Source organism: Bordetella petrii (assembly GCF_000067205.1).
GTDB classification, from domain to species: Bacteria; Pseudomonadota; Gammaproteobacteria; order Burkholderiales; family Burkholderiaceae_B; genus Bordetella_A; species Bordetella_A petrii.
Genome location: NC_010170.1, coordinates 3,712,935 through 3,737,063, shown reverse-complemented (window position 1 = coordinate 3,737,063; position 24,129 = coordinate 3,712,935). Strand labels below are relative to the sequence as shown.

20 protein-coding genes are annotated in these 24,129 nt (G+C 66.1%); 14 read left to right on the top strand and 6 right to left on the bottom strand.

Going from position 1 to position 24,129, the window contains the following annotated elements:
• Positions 1–72: 72 nt before the first annotated feature.
• Complete coding sequence (locus tag BPET_RS17965) at positions 73–1,395, bottom strand: ABC transporter substrate-binding protein (protein WP_012250436.1); 1,323 nt, start codon at positions 1,393–1,395, stop codon at positions 73–75.
• Positions 1,396–1,598: 203 nt separating this feature from the next.
• On the opposite strand from BPET_RS17965, the gene BPET_RS17960 reads away from it, so the two are divergent.
• From BPET_RS17960 to BPET_RS17950, 3 genes are all read left to right on the top strand, one after another.
• On the top strand, positions 1,599–2,921 hold the full coding sequence (locus BPET_RS17960) for a solute carrier family 23 protein (protein ID WP_012250435.1): 1,323 nt from the start codon (positions 1,599–1,601) through the stop codon (positions 2,919–2,921).
• 577 nt (positions 2,922–3,498) lie between these two features.
• The gene (greA, locus tag BPET_RS17955) at positions 3,499–3,975 is read left to right on the top strand and encodes a transcription elongation factor GreA (RefSeq protein ID WP_012250434.1); all 477 of its coding nucleotides are present in this window, start codon (positions 3,499–3,501) and stop codon (positions 3,973–3,975) included.
• Between the two features lie 32 nt (positions 3,976–4,007).
• Entirely contained in the window at positions 4,008–4,445 is a 438-nt protein-coding gene (locus BPET_RS17950) for a DUF4149 domain-containing protein (protein ID WP_012250433.1), read from the top strand.
• Here BPET_RS17950 and BPET_RS17945 read toward each other — a convergent pair.
• A complete protein-coding gene (locus tag BPET_RS17945; protein ID WP_012250432.1) occupies positions 4,394–5,005 on the bottom strand; it encodes a YhbY family RNA-binding protein in 612 nt (203 codons plus the stop codon). The genes BPET_RS17950 and BPET_RS17945 overlap by 52 nt on opposite strands.
• Before the next feature lie 18 nt (positions 5,006–5,023).
• Between BPET_RS17945 and BPET_RS17940 the strand changes: the two genes are divergently transcribed.
• The 5 genes from BPET_RS17940 (at position 5,024) to BPET_RS17920 (ending at position 10,954) form a co-directional block, all read left to right on the top strand.
• Positions 5,024–5,659 carry an RlmE family RNA methyltransferase gene (locus tag BPET_RS17940; RefSeq protein WP_012250431.1) on the top strand — a complete coding sequence of 212 codons (636 nt, stop codon included), beginning with the start codon at positions 5,024–5,026 and terminating at the stop codon, positions 5,657–5,659.
• A 203-nt stretch (positions 5,660–5,862) separates the two neighbouring features.
• Complete coding sequence (gene ftsH, locus BPET_RS17935) at positions 5,863–7,749, top strand: ATP-dependent zinc metalloprotease FtsH (protein WP_012250430.1); 1,887 nt, start codon at positions 5,863–5,865, stop codon at positions 7,747–7,749.
• A gap of 13 nt (positions 7,750–7,762) precedes the next feature.
• Positions 7,763–8,605, top strand: coding sequence for a dihydropteroate synthase (folP, locus tag BPET_RS17930; RefSeq protein WP_012250429.1), 843 nt, complete (start codon positions 7,763–7,765; stop codon positions 8,603–8,605).
• On the top strand, positions 8,602–9,945 hold the full coding sequence (gene glmM, locus BPET_RS17925; protein WP_012250428.1) for a phosphoglucosamine mutase: 1,344 nt from the start codon (positions 8,602–8,604) through the stop codon (positions 9,943–9,945). Before folP ends, glmM begins: the two co-directional genes overlap by 4 nt.
• Positions 9,946–10,153: 208 nt before the next feature.
• Entirely contained in the window at positions 10,154–10,954 is an 801-nt protein-coding gene (locus BPET_RS17920; RefSeq protein ID WP_012250427.1) for a GNAT family N-acetyltransferase, read from the top strand.
• A gap of 65 nt (positions 10,955–11,019) precedes the next feature.
• Here BPET_RS17920 and ppx read toward each other — a convergent pair whose 3' ends face one another.
• Complete coding sequence (gene ppx / locus BPET_RS17915; protein ID WP_012250426.1) at positions 11,020–12,510, bottom strand: exopolyphosphatase; 1,491 nt, start codon at positions 12,508–12,510, stop codon at positions 11,020–11,022.
• 176 nt (positions 12,511–12,686) lie between these two features.
• On the opposite strand from ppx, the gene ppk1 reads away from it, so the two are divergent.
• The 5 genes from ppk1 to pstB all read left to right on the top strand — a co-directional run bounded on the left by ppk1 (position 12,687) and on the right by pstB (position 18,804).
• Positions 12,687–14,759, top strand: coding sequence for a polyphosphate kinase 1 (gene ppk1, locus BPET_RS17910; protein ID WP_012250425.1), 2,073 nt, complete (start codon positions 12,687–12,689; stop codon positions 14,757–14,759).
• A 183-nt stretch (positions 14,760–14,942) separates the two neighbouring features.
• Positions 14,943–15,983 carry a phosphate ABC transporter substrate-binding protein PstS gene (gene pstS / locus BPET_RS17905; RefSeq protein ID WP_012250424.1) on the top strand — a complete coding sequence of 347 codons (1,041 nt, stop codon included), beginning with the start codon at positions 14,943–14,945 and terminating at the stop codon, positions 15,981–15,983.
• A gap of 105 nt (positions 15,984–16,088) precedes the next feature.
• Positions 16,089–17,105 carry a phosphate ABC transporter permease subunit PstC gene (pstC, locus tag BPET_RS17900; protein WP_012250423.1) on the top strand — a complete coding sequence of 339 codons (1,017 nt, stop codon included), beginning with the start codon at positions 16,089–16,091 and terminating at the stop codon, positions 17,103–17,105.
• Between the two features lie 20 nt (positions 17,106–17,125).
• Complete coding sequence (pstA, locus tag BPET_RS17895; protein ID WP_081483017.1) at positions 17,126–17,983, top strand: phosphate ABC transporter permease PstA; 858 nt, start codon at positions 17,126–17,128, stop codon at positions 17,981–17,983.
• A gap of 35 nt (positions 17,984–18,018) precedes the next feature.
• Positions 18,019–18,804, top strand: coding sequence for a phosphate ABC transporter ATP-binding protein PstB (gene pstB / locus BPET_RS17890; RefSeq protein ID WP_012250421.1), 786 nt, complete (start codon positions 18,019–18,021; stop codon positions 18,802–18,804).
• Positions 18,805–18,956: 152 nt separating this feature from the next.
• On the opposite strand, the gene BPET_RS17885 is transcribed toward pstB, so the two are convergent.
• Together BPET_RS17885 and BPET_RS17880 are read right to left on the bottom strand one after the other, a co-directional pair.
• The gene (locus BPET_RS17885; RefSeq protein ID WP_012250420.1) at positions 18,957–19,877 is read right to left on the bottom strand and encodes an alpha/beta hydrolase; all 921 of its coding nucleotides are present in this window, start codon (positions 19,875–19,877) and stop codon (positions 18,957–18,959) included.
• Positions 19,877–22,096 (bottom strand): TonB-dependent siderophore receptor, encoded by a 2,220-nt coding sequence (locus BPET_RS17880; RefSeq protein WP_012250419.1) that lies wholly within the window; start codon positions 22,094–22,096, stop codon positions 19,877–19,879. The genes BPET_RS17885 and BPET_RS17880 overlap by 1 nt, the downstream gene beginning before the upstream one ends.
• Before the next feature lie 176 nt (positions 22,097–22,272).
• On the opposite strand from BPET_RS17880, the gene BPET_RS17875 reads away from it, so the two are divergent.
• A complete protein-coding gene (locus tag BPET_RS17875; protein WP_012250418.1) occupies positions 22,273–23,277 on the top strand; it encodes a helix-turn-helix transcriptional regulator in 1,005 nt (334 codons plus the stop codon).
• A gap of 76 nt (positions 23,278–23,353) precedes the next feature.
• Here BPET_RS17875 and BPET_RS17870 read toward each other — a convergent pair whose 3' ends face one another.
• Positions 23,354–23,953: a nitroreductase family protein gene (locus BPET_RS17870; RefSeq protein ID WP_041863061.1), complete on the bottom strand. Its 600-nt coding sequence runs from the start codon at positions 23,951–23,953 to the stop codon at positions 23,354–23,356.
• Positions 23,954–24,129: the final 176 nt, after the last annotated feature.

Below are 24,129 nucleotides of genomic sequence, written 5' to 3'. Positions count from 1 at the left end.
GCGGGCTTGCAGCCCGCCCGCCGGCGGCGGGCGGATGTGAGGCAGTGGTGGTGGAAATGAACGCCGCGGCGGCTACAGTGCCGCGGCTTGGCGGGCCAGCTTGGCCGCCTGCTCGTAGTTGGCCTTGGCTTTGCCGCTCCATTCGCCTTCCAGTTGCGTGATCTGCTTGTTGGAAGACGCGTCTTTCTTGTCGCGCGTGAAGACCTTGAGGAACTCCGGGTCGGCCGCGGCCTGAGTATCGACCAGCGGCGTCCAGGCCAGCTTGCGGGCCTGCGCCAGCAGCTCGGCCGCCTGGCCTGACGACGCCTTGGCGCCCAGCTTTTGCTCGGCCTCGTAGATCGCCTTGGTGGCGGCCTGCAGTTCGCCCAGGCGGAACGTAATGGTCTGGTCGAACAGCGCCTGCACGACGTAATAGCGCGTCTGGGACAGCTCGGGATCGAAATGCACTTTGCTGCGCTTGGCGATCTCGGCCGGGTCGGGATAGCCTTCGGGAATCTTCCCGGCCAGGTCCTTGTACGGCAGCACCGGCAGGCGCGAGATCTTGGGCTCCAGCAGCAGTTCCTGGCCCGCCGCGCTGAGCGTGAAGGCGATGAACTTCTTGCCTTCTTCCGAGTTCTTGGCGCCGGCGATCAGGGCAATATTGGCGGGTACCACCGAGGTTTCGGACGGATAGACGAATTCGACCGGGAATTTCGAGTACTTGCTCGACAGGCCAAAGAAGTCGATGACCGGCCCGGCGCCGAACTGGCCGTTGTTCACGCCGTCGGGCACGCCAAACGAGCGTTCGGTCATCTGGCTGGAATTACCCGCCATGCGCAGCAGCGTGTGCCAGCCGTCGGCCCAGCCTTCACCCTGCAGAATGGTCTCGACGGTCAGGTGCATGGTGCCCGAGCGCGACGGCGCCGTCATGCCCACGTGGCCGAACCATTGCGGGGCCAGCAGGTCTTTCCATTCCACTGGCGGCGTCAGCTTGTGGGCCTTCAGGTAGCGCGTGTTGTACATGATGCCGTAGCCCGCCAGCGCCTGGCCCATATACAGACCGCCCGGGTCGTTGATGGGGTAGTTGCCGATCTTGGCCGGAACTTCCGGGTTGAGGGCATCCGGCGCGGGAGTCAGCAGTTTTTCGCGGCCCAGCACCTCGAAGGCGTCGGGCGCGCTGGCCCAGAATACCTCGGGCCGCCGGCCCTCGGGCGTTTCGCGCACATACGCGATGCCGGACACGGTGTTCTTGTTCAGGATCTCCAGCGTGATTCCGGGGTTGGCTTTCTCGAAGGCCGATTTATAGGCCTGGGTCAGATCCTTGGGGAAGGAGGTGATCACTGTGACAGTGCCGGCCAGGGCGGGCGCGCAGGCGGCCAGCAGCGCCGCGGCAAGGGCGGTGCGCATCGTGGGCATGACGAGTCTCCGTAGTGTTTTGAAATTGTCCGCACAAGGTAGCGGGGGGGGCCGCGCGCGTCCAATCAGAAATTTTGATGCGCGCCATCATCCAGGCGCCATCGAGCGCGCGGGGGGCAACACCGTATTGCCGGGCAGGCCTGCCGCCCCTACACTTGCGCCCGCGCTACTCATAATTCCTGTCCTATACCCCGGGGAACCCCATGTCCGATTCTTATTTCCCGCGCTGGAAGCTGGCCGACGAAACCGTGCCCGGCGCCGTCATCGCGCCCGACGAACGCCTGTCCTGGCCGAAGAACGTCGCCATGGGGGCCCAGCACGTGGTCGCCATGTTCGGGTCGACGGTACTGGCGCCCCTGATCATGGGCTTCGACCCCAACGTCGCCATCCTGATGTCGGGCATCGGCACGCTGATCTTCTTCCTGTTCGTGGGCGGGCGCGTGCCCAGCTACCTGGGCTCCAGCTTTGCCTTCATCGGCGGCGTGGTCGCCGTCACGGGTTATGCGGGCGCCGGCCCCAACGCCAATATCGGCGTGGCGCTGGGGGCTATCATCGCCTGCGGCCTGGCCTATGCGCTCATCGGCGTGGTGGTGTGGTTCGCCAATGCGCGCGCCGGCGGCGGCGCCAACTGGATCGAGGCGCTGATGCCGCCGGTGGTCACGGGCGCGGTGGTGGCGGTCATTGGCCTGAACCTTGCCCCGATCGCCGCCAAGGGCGCCATGGGCGCCTCGGGCTTCGACGCGGCCATGGCCATCGTCACCATCCTGTGCGTGGGCGGCATCGCCGTATACACGCGCGGCACTGTGCAGCGCCTGCTGATTCTGGTGGGCCTGCTGCTGGCCTGCGTCATCTATGCGCTCTGCGCCAACGTGCTGGGGCTGGGCAAGCCCATCGACTTCTCAGGCGTCGCGGCGGCAGCGTGGGTCGGCCTGCCGCACTTCACCGCGCCGGTATTCCAGACCCAGGCCATGGGCCTGATCGTGCCGGTGGCCATCATCCTGGTGGCCGAGAACCTGGGCCACATCAAGGCGGTCAGCGCCATGACCGGCCAGAACCTCGACCGCTACCTGGGCCGGGCGTTTGTGGGCGACGGCGTGGCCACCATGGTGTCGGGGGCCGTGGGCGGCACCGGCGTCACCACTTATGCCGAGAACATCGGCGTCATGGCCGTGACGCGCATCTATTCCACGCTGGTCTTCGTGCTGGCCGCCCTGATCGCCATCGTGCTGGGCTTTTCGCCGAAGTTCGGCGCCCTCATCCAGACCATTCCCGCCCCGGTGCTGGGCGGCATGTCGGTGGTCGTGTTCGGGCTGATCGCCGTGGCCGGCGCGCGCATCTGGGTGGTCAACCAGGTCGATTTCAGCAACAACCGCAACCTCATCGTGGCTGCCGTCACCCTGGTGCTGGGCGCGGGCGACTTCACCATCAAGCTGGGCGACTTCACCCTGGGCGGCATCGGCACCGCGACCTTCGGCGCCATCATCCTGTACGCGCTCCTGCAACACAGCGGCCGCCGCGTCGTGTAAGCCCCCGCACGCCGGCCGTCGCCATCTGGGCTTGCCGCCTTACATCGGCCGCAGCCCCAGGGCCCCTTTGGGACGGGGGGCGGCGCGTTGGGCGGCGGGGCAGCCTGCGCAGCAGGCCTCGGGCGCCTGCATGCGCCCGAGCCCGACGCACGTGCGCCGCCCCCCGTCCCAAAGGGGCCCTGGGGCGGCTCAAGCACCCGCGACCAAAGGCGTCCCCATTTCCCTCATGCCGCCAACATGCGTTTTACTGCACTCAACTGCGATCAAATGACAGGTTCCTGAATGGCTTGCAATTCCCGCGGATTTTGACCACAATGGGGTCTTGCTTGCCCCGGTTCCGACCCGAGCCGGGGTTTTGTTTTGGTCGCAGCCTTGCCGTTGTCACGGGCAAGGGCCGATCAGAGCGGATGGTCGGGAACCACTGAAACATCGGGTCCTGCCTCGTTCCCGCCTGTTCGACCCTCCGCACGTTGCACCGGCTTGCTCCGCCCTGGCGGCGCAGGCCACAAGCCTGGCTGCGATCTTTCACCGAAACGCTCCATTCGGGGCGTTTTCTACTTTTTGTTTGGGAAACGACATGTCTGCCATTCCTTTGACCGCGCGCGGGGCCGAGCGCTTGCAAGCCGAGCTCCATCGGCTGAAAACCGTCGAGCGCCCTGCAGTGATCAACGCCATCGCCGAGGCTCGCGCCCAGGGTGATCTGTCGGAAAATGCCGAATACGATGCCGCCCGCGAACGCCAGGGCTTCATCGAAGGACGCATTGCCGAGCTCGAGGGCACGCTTTCCAATGCGCACATCATCGACCCCGCCGCGCTCGACGCCGACGGCCGCGCCGTGTTCGGCGCCACGGTCGACATCGAAGACCTCGATTCGGGCGACCGCCTGTCGTACCAGATCGTGGGCGACGTCGAAGCCGACATCAAGTCCAACCTGATCTCGGTGTCCAGCCCCGTGGCGCGCGCCCTGATCGGCAAGTCCGAAGGCGACGTCGTTGAAGTCAAGGCGCCGTCGGGCGTGCGCGAGTACGAAGTGCTCGGCGTCCGTTACATCTGAACCGACGCCGCCGCCCCCCGGGAACACCGACGATGCCCAACCTGGCCCGTATCCTCGTCCGCCTGATCGCGGCGCTGTGGTGCGGTGCGCTATGGAGCATCGGCGCGCTCGTCGCGCCCACCTTGTTTTCCTTGCTGGATGCCGCCGACGCGGCCAAGGTCGTCGCCCCATTGTTCCGGGTGCTCGCCATGGGCGGGCTGGGGGGCGCGGTATTTATGCTGATTCTCGACCGCCTGGCGCACGGCCAGGCGTTGCAAGGCCCCGGGCGCCGCACCGTCCTGCTGATGGCGGTGGGCACCGGCCTGGGGTATTTCGGCCTCATGGCCCTCATGAACCATGCCCGGGAGCTGGCCGCCGCCGGGCAGGCAGTGCCGGCCTGGGCAGACCCGGGCCTGCTGCACGATGTGTCCGGCGGAATTTACTTCTTGGTGGCCTTGGCGGCCCTGCGGCTGGTGGCCGCGGTACGCTGAATGCCGCTGCGCGCGCCCGCGCGCAGGCTCAGCGCGCTGCCGGCGCGGCGCGGAATGCCATGCGGCGCCGCCGACGCGGTTTTCTTGGTAGTGGGGCGCAGGGGGCGGCCGGCCTGGTTCAGGCTGCCGCGGGCCGGCTTGGCGGGCTCGGCGGCCGCCTTGCGGGCAGGCGCCCGGCGCGGTTTGGCCAAAGTCTTGCCTTCGGCGGCCAGTTTCTTGGGCGTGTGCGGTTCCGACGGCTTGCGGCGGGCCGTAGCGCCTTCGGCGGGTTCGGCCACATTGCCGGGCAGCGGACGGAACAAAATAAGCATTTTGCCCAGGTGGTGCACCGGCGCGCACGACAGGGCATCGCAGATGGAGGCCAGCATGGCCTCACGCTCGTCGCGGTCGCTGCCGCCGGCGCGCACCTTGATCAGCCCATGGGAAGCCAGGGCGCGGTCGATTTCTTTCAGGACCGCGTCGGTCAGCCCGTTGTCGCCGATCAGGACGACCGGGCGCAGCGGGTGGGCGGCCGAGCGCAAATCGCTGCGCTCGCGTGAGGTGAGTTCTAATATAGGCATGCGTGGAATTGTACGGTAATGGCCAAGAAGAAATTCTCTAAAGACTGGATTCACCAGCACATCAACGATCCCTATGTGAAGATGGCGCAACAGAAGGGCTACCGCGCCCGGGCCGCCTTCAAGCTGATCGAGATCCTCGACACCGAAAAACTGATGCGCCGGGGCGACATCGTGGTCGACCTGGGGTCGGCCCCCGGCAGCTGGTCGCAGGTGGCGCGCGAACGCCTGGCCGGCCCCGGCGGGGTGGTCGATGGCCGCATCATTGCCCTGGATCTGCTGCCCATGGAGCCCGTCGCCGGGGTGGAATTCATCCAGGGCGACTTCCGCGACGAGGCGGTTTTGCAACAGTTGCAAGAAATGGTGGGTGGCCAGCCGGTAAGTCTTGTAATTTCCGACATGGCCCCCAACTTGTCCGGGGTCGGTGTCGCCGATTCGGCTCGCATCCAGCATGTTTGCGAGCTGGCCCTGGACTTCGCCTGCAATCACCTCAAGCCCGATGGGGCGCTGATCGTCAAGGCCTTCCACGGCAGCGGATTTTCGCAGATCGTGCAGTCCTTCAAGCAGCGCTTCAAGCGGGTGGTCGAGCGCAAGCCGAAAGCCTCGCGGGACAAGTCCTCCGAAACCTTCCTGGTGGCGCGCGACCTGAAGTCCTGACCCGCCGCGGCACGCCGCCGCGGCCTGATCAACCCCACGCTGTCGAGGCCTGCCTACCCAACCAGTCCGAATGTGTATCAGGCGCCGGCCAGGCGCCCAGACGGAATCTGCCCCGACAGGGTAGAATGAGCTATTGACATACTTGTGACTGTGCCATATACGCGGGGCGGTCGCCGGTCGGAATCGAAAGCAGGAGATCGACCTTGAACAATTCATTTTCTAAAGTCGCGGTCTGGATGGTGATCGCGCTGGTCCTGTTCACGGTATTCAAGCAGTTTGACGGGCGCGCACAGACGCAGGACGGCGTCAGCTACACCCAGTTCATGGAAGACGCCAAGGCGGGGCGCATCCGCAAGGTCGACGTGCAGGGCGACGTCCTGTACGTCACGCCCGACACCGGCCGCGCGTACACGCTGACCTCGCCGGGCGACCTCTGGATGGTGTCCGACCTGCTCAAGTACGGTGTCGACGTCTCGGGCAAGGCCCGCGAAGAGCCGTCGCTGCTCATGAGCATCTTTGTTTCGTGGTTCCCCATGCTGCTGCTGATCGGCGTATGGGTGTTCTTCATGCGCCAGATGCAAGGGGGCGGGCGCGGCGGCGCATTCAGCTTCGGCAAGTCGCGCGCGCGCATGCTCGACGAAAACACCAACCAGATCACTTTCGCCGACGTGGCCGGCTGCGACGAAGCCAAAGAAGACGTCCAGGAACTGGTCGATTTTCTGCGCGACCCCAGCAAGTTCCAGAAGCTGGGCGGCCGCATTCCGCGCGGCGTGCTGATGGTGGGCTCGCCCGGTACCGGCAAGACGCTGCTGGCCAAGGCCATCGCCGGCGAGGCCAAGGTGCCGTTCTTCAGCATCTCGGGCTCCGACTTCGTCGAAATGTTCGTCGGCGTGGGTGCGGCGCGCGTGCGCGACATGTTCGAGAACGCCAAGAAACACGCTCCGTGCATCATCTTCATCGATGAAATCGACGCGGTCGGCCGCCAGCGCGGCGCCGGCCTGGGCGGCGGCAACGACGAACGCGAACAAACCCTGAACCAGATGCTGGTCGAAATGGACGGCTTCGAGTCCGGCCAGGGCGTCATCGTCATCGCCGCCACCAACCGCCCCGACGTGCTCGATCCGGCCCTGCTGCGCCCTGGCCGCTTCGACCGTCAGGTCGTGGTGCCGTTGCCCGACATTCGCGGCCGCGAGCAGATTCTGCGCGTGCATATGCGCAAGGTGCCGCTGTCGCCCAACGTCGACGCCACCATCCTGGCGCGCGGCTGCCCCGGCTTCTCGGGCGCCGACCTGGCCAACCTGGTCAACGAGGCCGCGCTGTTCGCGGCGCGCCGCAATGGCCGCACCGTCGACATGTCCGACTTCGAAAAGGCCAAAGACAAGATCATCATGGGCGCAGAACGCCGCTCGATCGTCATGCCCGAAGAAGAGCGCAAGAACACCGCGTACCACGAGTCGGGCCACGCCATCGTCGCCAAGATGCTGCCCAAGACCGACCCGGTGCACAAGGTCACCATCATCCCGCGCGGCCGTGCGCTGGGCGTGACCATGCAGCTGCCCGAAAACGACCGCTACAGCATGGACAAAGAGCGCCTGCTGAACACCATCGCGGTGCTGTTCGGCGGCCGTATCGCCGAAGAAGTCTTCATGAACCAGATGACCACCGGGGCCTCGAACGACTTCGAGCGCGCCACGGCCATCGCGCGCGACATCGTTACCCGGTATGGCATGACCAGCGAGCTGGGCCCCATGGTGTATGCCGAGAACGAAGGCGAGGTCTTCCTGGGCCGCAGCGTCACCAAGACCACGCACATGTCCGAAGCCACCATGCAGAAGGTCGACGGGGAAATCCGCCGGATCATCGACGAGCAGTACGGCGTGGCGCGCAAGATCCTGGAAGACAACCGCGACATGGTCGAGGCCATGACCAAGGCCCTGCTCGAATGGGAAACCATCGACGCCGACCAGATCAACGACATCGTCTCGGGCCGGCCGCCGCGCCCGCCCAAGACTCCGGAGGGCCCGTCCGACAGCGCCGATACCCCGCCCACCGGACTGGCCACGGGCGGCAGCACCCCGGCGGCGGTCTAGCCAGACCTGCTTCATGGCCAACACCTTCCTGTGCGGGCGCTTCGAGTTCGACCTTGAGCGCCCGCTCGTGATGGGTATCGTCAACATCACGCCCGATTCGTTTTCCGATGGCGGGCAGCACGCCGATACCGATTCGGCTGTGCGCCATGCGCGGCAGCTCATCGACGAAGGCGCGCATATTCTCGACCTGGGCGCCGAATCTACCCGGCCGGGCGCCCAGCCGGTGCCTGCGGGCGAAGAGCTGGCGCGCCTGCTGCCCGTCATCGAGGCACTGCGCGATTGCGGCGTGCCGCTGTCCATCGACACCTTCAAGCCCGACGTCATGAAGGCCGTGCTCGACGCCGGCGCCGACATGATCAACGACATCTACGGGTTTCGCCAGCCGGGCGCCATCGAGGCCGTGGCGTCGTCGCGCTGCGGGCTGTGCATCATGCACATGAAAGGCGAGCCGGGCACCATGCAGCAGGCCCCCGAGTACGCCGACCTGCTGGGCGAGATCGGCGTGTTCCTGGGGGCGCGCGCGCAGCGCCTGCGCGCCGCCTGGGTCGATCCGCGCCGCATCGTGCTGGACCCGGGTTTCGGGTTCGGCAAGACGGCCGACCACAATTACCAACTGCTGCGCAGGCTGTCCAGCTTGCGCGTATCCAGCTATCCCTTGCTGACCGGGCTTTCCCGCAAGACCATGATCGGCGACGCCACCGGCAAGCCGGTGACCGAGCGCCTGGCCGGCAGTATTGCTGGCGCGCTGGCTTGCGTGGCGCGTGGCGCTTCCATCGTGCGCGTGCACGACGTGGCCGCCACGATCGACGCCTTGAAAGTCTGGCAGGCAGCCGAACAAGGAGCCATTCGAGCATGACGCAACGCAAGTATTTCGGAACCGACGGAGTCCGAGGCGAAGTCGGCGGCGAGGTCATCAACGCCGCTTTCGCATTGCGCCTGGGTTACGCCGCCGGCCGCGTACTGGCCCGCCAGCATGGCGGGCGGGGCGGCAGCCGCCCGCAGGTCGTCATTGGCAAAGACACCCGCATTTCGGGCTATATGCTCGAATCCGCGCTGGAAGCCGGCTTGTCGGCCGCGGGCATCGACGTGCTGCTGGCCGGGCCGGTGCCCACCCCGGCGGTCGCCTACCTGACGCGCGCGCTGCGGCTGGTGGCGGGCATTGTCATCAGCGCTTCGCACAACCCTTACCAGGACAATGGCATCAAATTCTTCTCGGCCCAGGGCATGAAACTGCCCGACGAGGTCGAGGCCGAAATCGAGGCCGCCCTGCACGAGCCCCTGGGCTGCGTGGGCTCCGAAGCGCTGGGGCGCGCGCGCCGCATGCAAGACTCCCAGGGCCGCTACATCGAGTTCTGCAAAAGCACCTTTCCCAACGACCTCGACCTGAACGGTGTCAAGATCGTGGTCGACGCCGCCCATGGCGCGGCCTACAACGTGGCGCCCCACGTGTTCCGCGAGCTCGGCGCCGATGTCCATGCCATCGGCGTGTCGCCCGACGGCTTCAACATCAACGAGGGCGTGGGCGCGCTGCACCCCGAATCGCTGGCGCGGGCGGTGCGCGAGCGCGGCGCTCATTTGGGCATTGCCCTGGATGGCGACGCCGACCGCCTGCAAATGGTGGATGGCGACGGCCGCATCTACAACGGCGACGAACTGCTGTATGCCATCGTGCGCGAACGCATGAGCCGCGGCACGGTGGCCGGCGTGGTCGGCACCCTGATGACCAACTACGGGTTCGAGCTCGAAATGCAGCGCCTGGGCGTGGGCTTCGAGCGCGCCAAGGTGGGCGACCGCTATGTCATGGAACAAATGCAGGCCCGCGGCTGGCTGTACGGTGGTGAAAGCTCCGGGCACCTGATCTGCCTCGATTGCCACACCACCGGTGACGGCATCATCGCCGCCTTGCAGGTGCTGACCGCGCTGCGGCGCGGCAACGTGCCGCTGGCCGATTGGCTGGGCGACCTGCGCATGTACCCCCAGAAAATGATCAATGTGCCGCTCGCGCCGGGCACCGACTGGAAATCCCACGCGGGCCTGGCCGCCGCCACGCGGGCCGTCGAGGCCGAGCTGGCAGGGCGGGGGCGGGTGCTGATCCGCGCCTCGGGCACCGAGCCCAAGCTGCGCCTGATGGTCGAGGCCGAAGAGCCGGCCCTGGCCGCATCGTGCGCCGAGAAGCTGGCTGCCAGCCTGGCCTGAGCCCACATGCCGCGCAAAGGGGCTGGGGCCTGCCAAGGACCCGGCCCTTTTTATTGGGCAAACCGGGCAGGGTGATTCATTCCGCCTTTATTGGAAGTAAATTGAAGCGTTCGGGTTGGGCGTAAACTTCATGGTCATGTCACATTTCCGTCAAAGCTCTGACACATCCGGTCTCCACACTGTCGCCATATTCTAGGAGCCCCGCGTAATGCTTGAGTTAGCACGCATCGATTCTCGGCGCAACGCCGCCGAGCCCTGGACTGGCTCCGCGGGGCGGATACTGGTGGTGGGGCTGGCGCGCACGCCCGACGAAGTCGAGCAGATCCAGCGGCTGCGCTACCATGTTTTCACCGAAGACATGGGGGCGGTGTTCCCCGATGCGCACGACGGCATCGAACAAGACCGCTACGATCCCTGGTGCGAGCACCTGATGGTGCGCGAACTGGATACCGGCCGCGTGGTCGGCACGTATCGCATCCTGACCCCCGAAAAGGCGCGCGAAGCCGGCGGCTATTATTCCGAGTCCGAGTTCGACCTGTCCGGCCTGGGGGCGCTGCGCACCCAGCTGGTCGAGGTGGGCCGTTCGTGCACGCATGCCGATCACCGTGGCGGCGCGGTCATCATGCTGTTGTGGTCGGGCCTGGCCGAGTTCATGCGCCGCGGCGGCTACCGCTATATGCTCGGCTGCGCCAGCGTCAGCCTGCGCGACGACGGCGTGACCGCGGCCGAGGTCTGGCGCAACGTTGCCAGCCACTTGCAAGATCCCGACCTGCCGCGCATCAAGCCGCTGCACCGCTATCCGGTCGAACGGCTCGACAGCGTGCTGCCGGCGCGCGTGCCGCCGCTGATCAAGGGCTACCTGAAGCTGGGCGCGCGCATCTGCGGCGAACCCGCCTGGGACCCGGACTTCAATGCGGCCGACTTCCCCGTGCTGCTGGACATGGTGCACATGGATGGCCGCTATCGGCGTCACTTCGGTCTGGACGCCACGGCTGCCGAGACGGTCTGAACATGCGCCGGCTGCTGCGACGGTGGCGCATCCGGCTGATTCGCCGGGCCACCCGCCCGCTGCGGCTAGAACTCAAGCAGCTCGAACGAGAAACCGACTTTTCGCCATTCTGATTCTTCGGCGCGCAGGGTGAAGTCGCTGAGCGGGTGCTTGGTCAGCCAGGCCCGGTTGATTCGCACCACGATCGAATCGCCGCGCACCGACACCGTCAGCGGCATTTGCGCGATATCGGCGCGGCGGCGCAGCAACAGCACCGCCAGCCGCAGGCACAAGATGGCCACCCATTGGCTACGTTCGCGCACCAGCGACTCCAGCTTGCCCAGTTTGCCCTGGTGGCCCAGCGCCAGCAAGGCCAGCAATTGCTGGTCGGCGCGCGAGAAACCCGGCATGTCGGCGTTGCCCAGCACGTAGGCCGTATGCTTGTGATAGGCGTTGTGGGCGATCGACAGGCCCACTTCGTGCAGGTCGGCGGCCCAGCCCAGCGCGTTGCGCAGCTCGGTGCGGCCATCGTCGGGCGGGTAGATCGAATCGAACAGCGCCAGCGCCGCCTGGCGTACCCGCTGGGCCTGGTTGGCGTCGATGTGATAGCGCTTCATGAATTGCCGCACCGACTCGTCGCGCTTGTCGTGCGCCGCATCGCGGCCCAGCAGGTCGTACAGCACCCCCAGCCGCAGGGCGCCGTCGCCGGTGTGCATGACTTCGATGCCCAGCTCGTCGAACAGGGCGCTCATGATAGCCAGCCCGCCGGGCAGCACGTCGGCGCGCTCGAGCTTGATGCCGGGCAGTTCCGCCGGAATGACCCGGCCCGAGCGGATGATGCGGTCTTTCAGCCGGTTCAGACCAGCCCGCGTGATGCCTCGATCGGAAAAGCCGCACTCCGTCAGGATGGCATACAGGGCCTTGGCGGTGCCCGACGAGCCATAGACTTCTTTCCAGCCGGTTTTGCGGTACTGCTTGGCAATGACTTCGATCTCGCGCCGCGCCGTCAGCTCGGCCTGCTTCATCTGGTGGGCGTCGACCGAGCCGTCGGGGAAGAACTGCCGGCTGTAGCTGACGCATCCCATGTACAGCGACGACATCAACCCCGGTTCGAAACCCTTGCCGATAATGACTTCGGTAGAGCCGCCGCCAATGTCGATCACCAGGCGCCGGTTGGGCGAGCACGGCAGCGTATGCACTACCCCCGAAAAAATAAGCCGGGCCTCTTCGCGCCCGGCAATGACTTCAATGGGAAAGCCCAGCGCGGCCTGGGCGCGGGGCAGGAACTCGGGCGTGTTGCGGGCCACCCGGAAGGTGTTGGTGGCCACCGCCCGCACCCGGCTGGGGTGAAAACTGCGCAGCCGTTCGCCGAAACGTTCCAGCACCGCCACGGCGCGCTCGACCGCCGGCTCGTCCAGCCGCTTTTCGTGGTCCAGCCCGGCCGCCAGCCGCACGGTTTCTTTCAGGCGGTCGATCTGGTAGATGGACCGCGCGCCGTCTTCCCGCTGGACGACCCGCCCGATCGAGAGGCGAAAGCTGTTGGAGCCGAGGTCTACGGCGGCCAGAAGATGGTCCATGCGGCATGTCGGTAAGGCTGTGAGTGGGCCGATTATAGATAACCGATATGACAGCCTGTTCCGTCCCTCCGCGCGAGCCGGATTTGGCGTACTCTAGCAGGTTGCGCTGCAATGTCATGGAATCGTCATTCAACTGCAGTAAAACCAGGGCTTTGCCCTTCTCCATGGGATCCAGTATGTCGACTCGTCCGTCCGCTGAGCCTCCGTTCCTGAATCGCGAGCTGTCGCTGCTGAAATTCAACGAACGGGTCCTGGCGATGGCGGAAAATCCCAAGGTGCCGCTGCTGGAACGCCTGCGCTACGTGTGCATCGTCAGTTCCAACCTGGACGAATTCTTCGAAATCCGCATTTCCAGCCTCAAAGAGCAGCAACGGCAGAACCCCGCGCTGGTGGGGCCCGACGGCCGTACGCCGGCCGAAGCCTTCGAGCGCGTGCAGGAAAAAGTGCATGCCCTGGTCGACCGCCAGTACGCCCTGCTGAACGACGACATCCTGCCGCGCCTGGACGCCGAAGGCATCGCGTTGCACCACGCCTCGGAATGGAACGCCGAGCAGCAGCAGTGGGCGCGCAACGTGTTCAACCGCGACGTCATGCCGCTGCTGACTCCCATCGGCCTCGACCCGGCCCACCCGTTCCCGCGCGTCTACAACAAAAGCCTGAACTTCATCGTGGCGCTGTCGGGCGCCGATGCCTTCGGCCGCCAGGCCTCCATCGCCGTGGTGCAGGCTCCGCGGGCCCTGCCGCGGCTGATCAAAATGCCGCCCGAGATCTCGGGCAAGCCCGACGGCTATGTGCTGCTGACCTCGCTGCTGCGCGCGTTCGTGGGCGAGCTGTTCTCCGGGCTGGAAATGCTGGGCTGCTATCAATGGCGGGTTACCCGCAACAGCGACCTGTTCGTCGACGAAGAAGAAGTCACCAACCTGCGCCACGCCCTGCAGGGCGAGCTGTCGCAGCGCAACTTCGGCGCGGCGGTGCGGCTGGAAATCGACCGCCTGACCCCGCCCGACCTCGAAGCCTACCTGCAGCGCGAGTTCTCGCTTACCGCCAAAGACACCTACCGCGTCAATGGCCCGGTGAACCTGTCGCGCCTGATGCAGCTGTGCAACGCCGGCACGCGCCCCGACCTGGTCTTTCCGCCGCACCACGGCTCGGTGCCGCCGCCGTTCGACCGCGTGGCCGACAAGCCGGCCGAGCTATTCGCGGCCGTGGCCGAGGCCGACCGGCTGCTGCACCATCCGTACCAGTCGTTCCAGCCCGTCATCGACTTCCTGACGGCGGCCGCGCTCGACCCGGACGTCATGGCCATCAAGCAGACCATCTACCGCACCGGCGAAGATTCCGAGCTGATGCAGATCCTGCTGGCGGCCGCGCGCGCCGGTAAAGAAGTGACGGTGGTGGTGGAACTGATGGCCCGCTTCGACGAGCAGACCAACATCAACTGGGCGGCCCGGCTCGAAGAGGTGGGCGCCCATGTGGTGTACGGCGTGGTGGCCCACAAAACACATGCCAAGATGGCCCTGGTGCTGCGCCGCGAGAGGGGTCGCCTGCGCCGCTACGCCCACCTGGGCACCGGCAACTACCACCCGCGCACCGCCCGGCTGTATACCGATTTCGGACTGCTCACGGCCGATCCGCGCCTGTGCGAAGACATGGACAAGGTCTTCACCCAGCTTACCGGCCTGGGCGCGCGGCGCGGTCTGAAGTCGCTGTTGCAGTCGCCGTTCACCCTGCATGACTCCATGATGGCCCTCATCCGGGCCGAAACGCGCGCCGCCAAGGCCGGGCGCAAGGCCCGCATCATGGCCAAGATGAACTCGCTGCTCGAAGAGCAGATCATCGCCGAGCTGTACAAGGCCAGCCAGGCGGGCGTGAAAATCGACCTCGTGGTGCGCGGGGTGTGCGCGCTGCGGGCCGGCGTGCCAGGGTTGTCCGACAATATCCGGGTGCGCTCCATCGTGGGGCGCTTCCTCGAGCATTCGCGCGTGTTCTATTTCTACGCCGATGGCCAGGAAACCGTCTACCTGTCGTCGGCCGACTGGATGGACCGCAATTTCTTCCGCCGGGTCGAAGTGGCGTTCCCGGTGACCGACAAGGCGCTCAAGAAACGGGTCGTCGACGAAGCGTTCACCTATGCCTTGCGCGACAACCAGCTGGCCTGGCAGCAGCAGCCCGACGGCACCTACACCCGGGTGCGCAGCCGCCGCGCGCCCTTCAACCTGCACGATTTCCTGATGGAGCGCCTGGGGTAGGGACCCGGGCGGGCTCGCCGCGCGTGCGGCAAATGGGTGTTGCACAGGTATGTCGCGCAGGTATGTCGAGTATGTGACTGTCACGGTCTTGTCATGTTGCGCTTCTAAGATTCGTTGCGTCGGCGATCAGACGGGCGTAGTCAGCCCGCCACGACTTCCTCAACGAGCACAGAAGGAACCTGAATGTTCAACCGTGTCTTCAAGCAAATTACCATCGGCGCCGCATTGGCCGGCGCCGTTTTCGCCGTCCAGGCCGCCAACATTACTGGCGCCGGCGCTTCGTTCCCGTACCCGGTCTACGCCAAGTGGGCGTCCGACTACAAGGCTGCCACCGACAACGCCGTGAACTACCAGTCGATCGGCTCGGGCGGCGGCCAGCAGCAAATCAAGGCCAAGACGGTCGACTTCGGCGCCTCGGACGACCCCCTCAAGGCCGACGACCTGGAAAAGAACGGCCTGCTGCAGTTCCCGGCCGTCATTGGCGGCACCGTGCCGGTGGTCAACATCGAAGGCATCGAGCCGGGCCAGCTGAAGCTGTCGGGCCCCTTGTTGGCCGACATTTTCCTGGGCAAGGTCAAGAAGTGGGACGATGCCGCCATTAAGGCGCTGAACCCCGAGGCCAAGCTGCCTTCGGCGGACATCATCGTGGTGCACCGTTCCGACGGCTCGGGCACGACCTTCGGCTGGACCAACTACCTGTCGAAAGTCTCGCCCGAATGGAAGGAAAAGGTCGGCGAGGGCAAGGCCGTGAAGTGGCCCACCGGGCAGGGCGGCAAGGGTAACGAAGGCGTGGCCGCCTACGTCGGCCAGCTGAAGAACTCAATCGGCTACGTCGAATACGCCTACGCCAAGCAGAACAAGCTGGCCTGGGCCCAATTGCAGAACAAAGACGGCAAGTTCGTTCAGCCCGAGCAGTCGGCCTTTGCAGCGGCGGCCGCCAACGCCGACTGGAAGAGCGCGCCCGGCATGGGCGTGGTGCTGACCAACGAGCCGGGCGCCGAATCGTGGCCCGTCACCGCCGCCACCTTCATCCTGGTGCACAAGGTGCAGGACAAGCCCGAGCAAGGCCGCGCCGTCCTGGAGTTCTTCGACTGGGCCTTCAAGAACGGCAACGAGTCGGCCGCCGCGCTGGACTACGTGCCGCTGCCCGACTCGGTCACGGCCGAAATTCGCGCAGCCTGGGGCGAAATCAAGAGCGCCGACGGCAAGCCGGTCTGGAAGTAAACGAGAGCCTGCGGTCAACTGGGCGCGGGGCCGGCAGGCCTTGCGCGCCAGGCCGCGCCGCCCGGGCGCGGCCCCCTCGAAGCGTCTTCCAAGGAAAGCCCATCCATGAGCGCGGTAATGGATAATACGGTGTTGCTACCGTCCCGCGAGACGGATTCCGTCACCACCGGCACGCCCTCGCCTATGAAGCAAAGCAGAAACGCGCTAATGGATGCGCTGTTCAAGAACTTGACCCGGCTGTTCGCCTTCCTGGTGTTCATCCTGCTGGCGGCCATCATGGTGTCGCTCATCTACGGTAGCCGCGAAACCCTGAGCGCATATGGCCTGTCGTTCCTCTGGACCAACGACTGGGACCCGGTCCAGCAGCGCTTCGGCGCCGTGGTGCCCATCGTGGGCACGCTGCTCACCTCGGCTATTGCACTGATCATCGCGGTGCCTGTGTCGTTCGGCATCGCCATTTTCCTGACCGAACTGTCGCCCGCGTGGCTGCGCCGCCCGCTGGGCACCGCCGTCGAGATGCTGGCCGCCATTCCGTCCATCATCTACGGCATGTGGGGCCTGTTCGTCTTCGTGCCGATTTTCCAGCAATACGTGCAGCCCGGGCTCATCGCCACGTTGGGAACGCTGCCCCTGATCGGCGGCATTTTCGCCGGCCCGCCCTTTGGCATCGGCATCTTCACGGCTGGCCTGATCCTGTCCATCATGATCATCCCGTTCATCGCCGCCGTGATGCGCGACGTCTTCGAGCTGGTGCCGCCCATGCTGAAAGAATCGGCGTACGGGCTCGGCAGCACCACCTGGGAAGTCATGTGGCGCGTGGTGCTGCCCTTCACCAAGTCAGGCGTGATAGGCGGCATCATGCTGGGGCTGGGCCGTGCCCTGGGCGAAACCATGGCGGTCACGTTCGTTATCGGCAACGCCTTCCGCTGGCCCGATTCGCTGTTTTCGCCGGGCAACTCCATTGCCTCCGCGCTGGCCAATGAATTCAACGAAGCAGGCGGCATCCAGAAGTCCGCGTTGCTGGAACTCGGCCTGATCCTGTTCCTGATCACCACGGTCGTGCTGGCATGCTCGAAGGTGCTGCTGCTGCGCCTGTCCGCTGCCGAAGGCAAGAAGACCTGAGCAAGCACCGGGGAAAATACATGGCTGAATCCGCACTCAACATGAAGAACGGCATCTATCGCCGACGCCACCTGGTCAACAAGGTCATGTTGACGATATCGCTGGCGGCGCTGGCGTTCGGGCTGTTCTGGCTGTTCTGGATCATTCTGACGCTGCTGGTCAAGGGCGCCCCGGCGCTGTCGCTGACCCTGTTCACCGAAATCACCCCGCCGCCCGGCCAACAGGGAGGCCTGATCAACGCCATTATCGGCAGCTTGCTGATGGCCGGCGTGGGCACGCTGGTGGGCACGCCGGTGGGCATCCTTGCAGGCACGTATCTGGCCGAGTACGGCCAGCGCGGCTGGCTGGCGCCCGCCACGCGCTTCCTGAACGACGTGCTGCTGTCGGCGCCGTCGATCATCATTGGCCTGTTCATCTACGCCGTGTACGTGGCGCAGGTGGGCCATTACTCGGGCTGGGCCGGCTCGCTGGCGCTGGCCATCCTGGTGATTCCGGTCGTGGTGCGCACCACCGACAACATGCTGCTGCTGGTGCCGAACAGCCTGCGCGAAGCCACGGCCGCCCTGGGCTGCCCCAAGTGGCGCATGATCACCATGGTGTGCTATCGCGCGGCCAGGTCGGGCATTATCACCGGCATCCTGCTGGCCATTGCCCGCATCTCGGGCGAAACCGCGCCGCTGCTGTTCACGGCGCTGTCGAACCAGTTCATGTCGTTGAACATGAACCAGCCCATGGCCAACCTGCCAGTGGTCATCTACCAATACGCGGCCAGCCCGTTCCAGGACTGGAACAACCTGGCCTGGGCCGGCGCCGCCTTGATCACCCTGTTGGTGCTGGGCATCAACATCATGGCCCGCAACCTGTTCCGCAAATCGTGATTGCGGGCCGGCGCGCGCCGGCCCCGGGAAGACAAATGGAAAACACCGCCACCGCAGCCGTCCCCGCCAAGGCCAAGATCGAAGTCAAGGGCCTGAATTTCTACTACGGCAAGTTCCACGCCATTCGCGACGTGAACATGTCGATCCGCGAGCACAAGGTCACGGCTTTCATTGGCCCGTCGGGCTGCGGGAAATCCACGCTGTTGCGCACCTTCAACCGCATGTTCGAACTGTACCCGGGTCAGCGCGCCGAGGGCGAAATCATGCTCGACGGCGAAAACCTGCTGACCTCGAAGACCGACATCTCACTCATTCGCGCCAAGATCGGCATGGTGTTCCAGAAGCCCACGCCGTTTCCCATGAGCATCTACGACAACATCGCGTTCGGCGTGCGCCTGTTCGAGCGCCTGTCCAAGGGCGAGATGGACGAACGCGTGGAATGGGCGCTGTCCAAGGCCGCGCTGTGGAACGAAGTGAAAGACAAGCTGCACCAGAGCGGCAACAGCCTGTCGGGCGGCCAGCAGCAGCGCCTGTGCATCGCGCGCGGCGTGGCCATCAAACCCGAAGTGCTGCTGCTGGACGAGCCGTGCTCGGCGCTCGACCCGATTTCCACTGCCAAGATCGAAGAGCTCATCGCCGAACTGAAGCACGACTACACCGTCGTCATCGTCACGCACAACATGCAGCAGGCGGCGCGCTGCTCGGACTACACCGCCTACATGTACCTGGGCGAGCTGATGGAGTTCGGCGAAACCGACCAGATCTTCGTCAAGCCCAGCCGCAAAGAAACCGAAGACTACATCACCGGCCGCTTCGGCTGATCCCGCCGCCGCCCAGATTCCGGCAAGGTGTCTGACCAGGAACGCAGCCAGGTGTCTGACTCCCGCAGGGTGTCAGACACCGGAAGTCCCAGGCCCTCCCGCAAAAGCCTGACGCTGCGGGCGCCAAACACCTCTGCACCATCCACTCCACATCAACGCTGCGCGGCAATACGCGCCGCTTCGCGCGCCGACACCGGCAGCATGGCGCCGTGACCCAGGCCGGGAAAGCTGCGGTAATGCACTTCCAGTCCTGCCTTGCCGGCCAGTTCCGCCGCCAACGCCCGCGCATTGGCGTCTGCGCTGGAAACCTGGGGGCGCGCCCCGGCATGTTCGCGGCGCGGGCGTTCCGCGTCGCCCACCCATAAGTACAGTTGCCGCGGCGTGGCCGCGCAGCAGCCGGCCGCGTCCAGGTCTCGCAGGCGTTCGGCCATGTAGGGCGCATGCCACCATAGCGACGGACTGGCCGCTACGTAGCGCTGGAACGCCTGGGGTCGGGTGCGCAGCGCATGCAGCACGAACAGGCCGCCATACGAATGCCCGTACAGCGTCTGGCGGCCGGTATCGATAGGCGCCGCCGCGCGCGCCAGCGGCTTGACGCGCTGCTCGATGAGGTCCAGCCAGGCATCGGCGCCGCCGTTGCGGCGGCTGGCCTGGCGCGGGTCGCGGCCGCCTGCGGGGCTGCCGTGCGGCGGGCGCGGTGTGTAATCCCAGGCGCGAGCCTCTACATCCAGGCGGGCATCGATGTCATAACCAATGCCCACCAGCACCGCCGGCTGGCGAGTGCCGGCCTCGGCCAGCGCCTGCAGGGTGGCGTTGCCGTCCAGCAGATACAGCACCGGCCACCCGCCAGCGGGCGCGGGCCCCGTCGGCACGATGATGTCCACGCGCACGTCGCGCAGGTCTTTTTCGCGCGGCAGCACGATCTGCCGGGCCAGGCCCAGCAGGCCCAGCCGGGCGCGCGCCTGGGCCGGCGTCATGCCGTCGTCCAGCACCGGCTGTCCGCCCGCGTTCGGCGCGGCCGCCAGCAGGGCGCCGCATAGCGCCGCCGCGGCCGGAAGGTTGGCGCGTCGCATCAGTACGCTACCGTCATGGTGGCGTAGTACGCGCGGCCCGGCTCGTTGTAGGTCGCCGCGCCGGCGTCGCTGGAATTGCCCTCGCGGTACAGCTTCTTGTCGAACAGGTTGCTCACGCCCACACGGAAGCGCAGGTTCTTGTTGGGCTCGTAGCCCACGCTCAGGCCCACTAGCGCGTAGGGGCTGATCGTCTGCAGCCCTTCGCCCTGCAGGTCTTCGCCGGTGCGCGGGTTGGTCGACGGGCCTTTCTGCTTGCCGTAGTAGGTGAGGTTGGCCTGGAACGACCACTGCGGCGTGTAGAACCAGTCCAGCGTGCTGTTGATGGTGTATTCGGGAATCACGCTCAGCGGTTCGCCGGTGCTCTTGTCCTTGGACTGGATCATGTAGGTAAAGTTGGTGTTCCAGTCCAGCGCCGGGGTCAGCGGAATGAACAGATTGCCTTCCAGGCCTTCCACCACCGCCTTGCCGCTGTTGGTCCATTGCAGTACGCGCGCGCCGTTGGGCAGGCGATAGGCGTAATCGGTGCTGGCGACGATCTTGTTCTTGTAGTCGTTGCGGAAGTAGGCCGCGCTGGCGCGCCAGGTGCCGGGGTCGTACTCGAAGCCGATTTCCTTGTTCACGCTGGTTTCAGGCGACAGGTCTTCGTTGCCCACCAGGTAGCAGCCGCCCGAGTTGGTCTGCGATTGCAGGCAGCCGTTGCCGCGGCTGTACAGCAGGTAGTTGGGGTTGGACTGGTACAGGTTGGGGGCCTTGTAGGCCCGCGCGATGCCGCCTTTCAGGCGCAAGGAATCGGTGGCCGCGTACGAGGCGTTCAGGCTTGGGCTCCAGTTGTTGCCGAACTCGCTGTTGTGGTCGAACCGCAACCCCGGCGTCAGCGTGGTGCGCAGGCCGGCCTCGATATTGTCTTCGATGAACAGCGCATAGCTGTCCTGGCTGGTACGGGTAGGGCGCTCGCTGCCCGCGGTGCCGCCGATGGTGCCGCCGGTGCCCGAATATTCCTGGCGCATGGCCGAGGGGTCGTCCAGCGACTCGTGCAGGTACTCCACGCCGGCGGTGGCCACCTGCTGCCAGCCCAGCTTGAACGGCACGTTGATCTCGCCGGCCGCGCGCAGGCCGCGCAGCCGCGCCGTGTCGCGGCCAAGGTCCTGCGGCGCGCCTTCGGGGCCGCCCGCCAGGCCTTCCTGCTGGCGTGAATTGCGCGTGTAATCGTACGAAAGCGTGGCGCGCGACGTGCCCCAGCCATAGCTGCCGCGATGCGTCAGGCCGACGTTCTGCCGGTACATCGCGTTGGTTTCCTTGCCGTACAGGCTGTCCGTGAAGTCGTTGTTGTTGTTGTTCATGGTGTCGCCGGCGAACAGGTTGCCCTGGCGGCTGAAACCCATTTCGAGTTCAACGGTGTTGCGCGTGTCGGGACGCCATGCGAACAGCGCGTTCACGTCCTGGTTGATCACCCCCTCGCGGCCCGCGGTGTCCGGGTTGCCGTTGGCCGATGCCTCGGCGTGGCCGGCGTTGATGTCGCGCGCATCGGGATTGGTCTTGTTGTAATTGGCGTAGATGCGCATGCCCAGGGTGTCGGTAATGGGCGTGGACAAACGCATGTTGACTCGGTTGGTGTTGCCTTCCTTGCTGTCTTCCGGCTGGCTCAGGTAATACGTGGCTGAAGCGCTGGTCTTGTCGGCGGGCTGCTTGGTAATGATGTTCACCACCCCGCCCATGGCGCCCGAGCCGTAACGGGCCGCGGCGGGGCCGCGAATCACTTCGATGCGCTCGACCTCCTCGGCCGGCACCCAGTTGCTGTCGCCGCGCGTGTCACGGTCGCCGTTCCAGCCGTAGCGCACGGCGTTGCGCGAATCGACCGGTTTTCCGTCGATCAGGATCAGCGTGTTTTCCGGGCCCATGCCGCGGATGTCGATCTGGCGGCTGTTGCCGCGCGCGCCGCTGGCGCTGTTGCCCGTCAGATTCACGCCCGGTTCGCGGCGGATGATGTCCGACAAATCGTTGGTGGGGGGGCGGCGCTGGATTTCTTCGGCCGTGATCACCGAAACGCCCAGTGATTCCTTGATTTCCTCTTCGGCCGTGCCCAGCACCTGCACGCTGGCCATTTCCTGCACCACATCCGCATCATGCGGCATGGCGGCATTCTGGGCCAGGGCCGTGCCCGAAAGTAGCAGACTGACGACTGCGCCGGCGTACGGGCGCGGGGAAGGGGGCATTTGCATTGCCGAAGTGCTCCTGGTGCGCAACAAGCGGCGCGCCCGGGTGTCTGGCAGCGTGCCTGTTATGATTTAATTAAGAATGATTTCTACTATCATTTCTCGTTCAACATTATGTCAGCCGTATTCCTGCCCGGGCTTTGCCCCCCCACCAGAAAGCTTTGCCTGATCCTCATTCCCGCATGAGCTCCGCAGCACGCAACACCGGCGCGCCGTTTCGCCGCGCCCCCGCGCTGGTGGACGAGCCGGCGCTGCGCCGCCAGGCGCGCCACGGCACGGCGCAATACGCGGTGGTGGCGCCGGGGGTGAGCCAGCCCATGTTCGAGGGCCTGGTCGATACCGTGGCGCTGGCCGATGGCCTGATCCTGCATCGCGTCGATGCGCGCGACCTGCAGGGCGTGGCGGTGCGCGCCACGCTGCGCCCGGGCCTGCGCATCGCGCTGACAGTAGGCGGCAAGGCGGACGTCAGCTTCGGCGGGCGGCGGGTGCTGCTGGGCCCGCGCCCGGACGGCGGGGCATGTGGCGTGCTGGTGGCGGTGGTCCGGCCCGCTGATTTCGTGCGCCAGTCGCGGCGGGGCGACCTGGAGCGCTCGGTCAGCCTGACGTTCGGCGAGCAATGGCTGGAGCGCCGCTTCGGCGATGAGTTGCAGTCTTGCCTGGCCTTCTCGCGCCAGCACCTGGCAATCTGCGAATGGAACGCTTCGGCCCAGGCCGTGACGCTGGTCGAGCAGATGCTGGCGCCGCCGGAGCTGGACAGCGCGCTGTGGCGCATGTATCAGGAATCACGCTCGTTGGACCTGGCCGTCGAAGCCTTTGCCTGCCTGCACGGCCAGGCGCCTGTCCGGCCCGCGGCAGCTCTGCGCCGGCGCGAGCGCGTCCGCATGGAGCAGGTGCGCGACCTGCTCGACAGCGGGCAGGCCGACGCGATGACCCTGGAGCAGATCGCGCGGCATGCCTGCGTCAGCGTCAATACGTTGCAGCGGCATTTCCGGGCCGCGTGGGGCAAGACGGTATTCGCCTATTTGCGCGACGCGCGCCTGGCGCGGGCCCGGCTGGCGCTGGAACGCGATGCGGTCAGCGTGGCGCAGGCGGCCTGGATCGCCGGCTATTCCAGTCCGGCCAACTTTGCCACGGCGTTTCGCCAGCAATACGGCATGTCGCCGGGGCAGGTAGGCCGTCGGGAATAGGGTGGCGGGAGGCGGGTTTCCGGCGTCGGGAATGCCGAGGCCGGTTCTGGCCGCCGCGGGGGGCGGCCCCAGGGCCTCAGCCCGCCACGCGGAAGCGTTCGGCGTCGTCCATGAACGGCTTGTCGCCAAAGCCGGCTTCGTTGGAGCCGAACGGCATCTGCGCGCGCAGTTTCCACGACGCGGGAATATGCCACTCGCTCGCCACGGCGGCGTCGATCAGCGGGTTGTAATGCTGCAGGCTGGCGCCCACGCCGGCGTTGGCCAGGGTGGCCCATACCGACAATTGCGCCATCCCGCCGGCCTGTTCCGACCAGACCGGGAAGTTGTCAGCGTACAGGGCGAATTTTTCCTGCAGGCTGCGCACCACGTCCTGGTCTTCGAAGAACAGCACGGTGCCCACGCCGGCGGCGAAGCTGTTCAGCTTGGCTTCGGTCTGCGCGAAGTTCTCGGGCGGCGCGACCTTGCGCACTTCGTCCACGGCGATGCGCCAGAGCTTTTCGCTTTCGGCGCCGAACAGCACCAGCGCGCGCGAGCTTTGCGAGTTGAACGAGGAGGGGCTGTGCTTGATCGCTTCCTGGATCAGGGACAGCAGTTCTTCTTTGGAGGCCGAGACGTTGCGGCCCAGCGAATATTGCGTGCGGCGCTGCTTCAGCGCATCGAGGAAAGCGTTGTTCATGTGTGATCTTCCAACCAGTAGATAGAGGGGACGGGGGAATTCTAACTGCGGCATTGCGCCGCGAATACCCAAAACGAGCCGTTCGCCGTGGAACGGATTGTTCCTTCCATGGCGCGAATCGTGGCGCCATTGGTGTACGCTTCACCCCGGAAACCGCCTGCGCGGCAGCGAGCCGC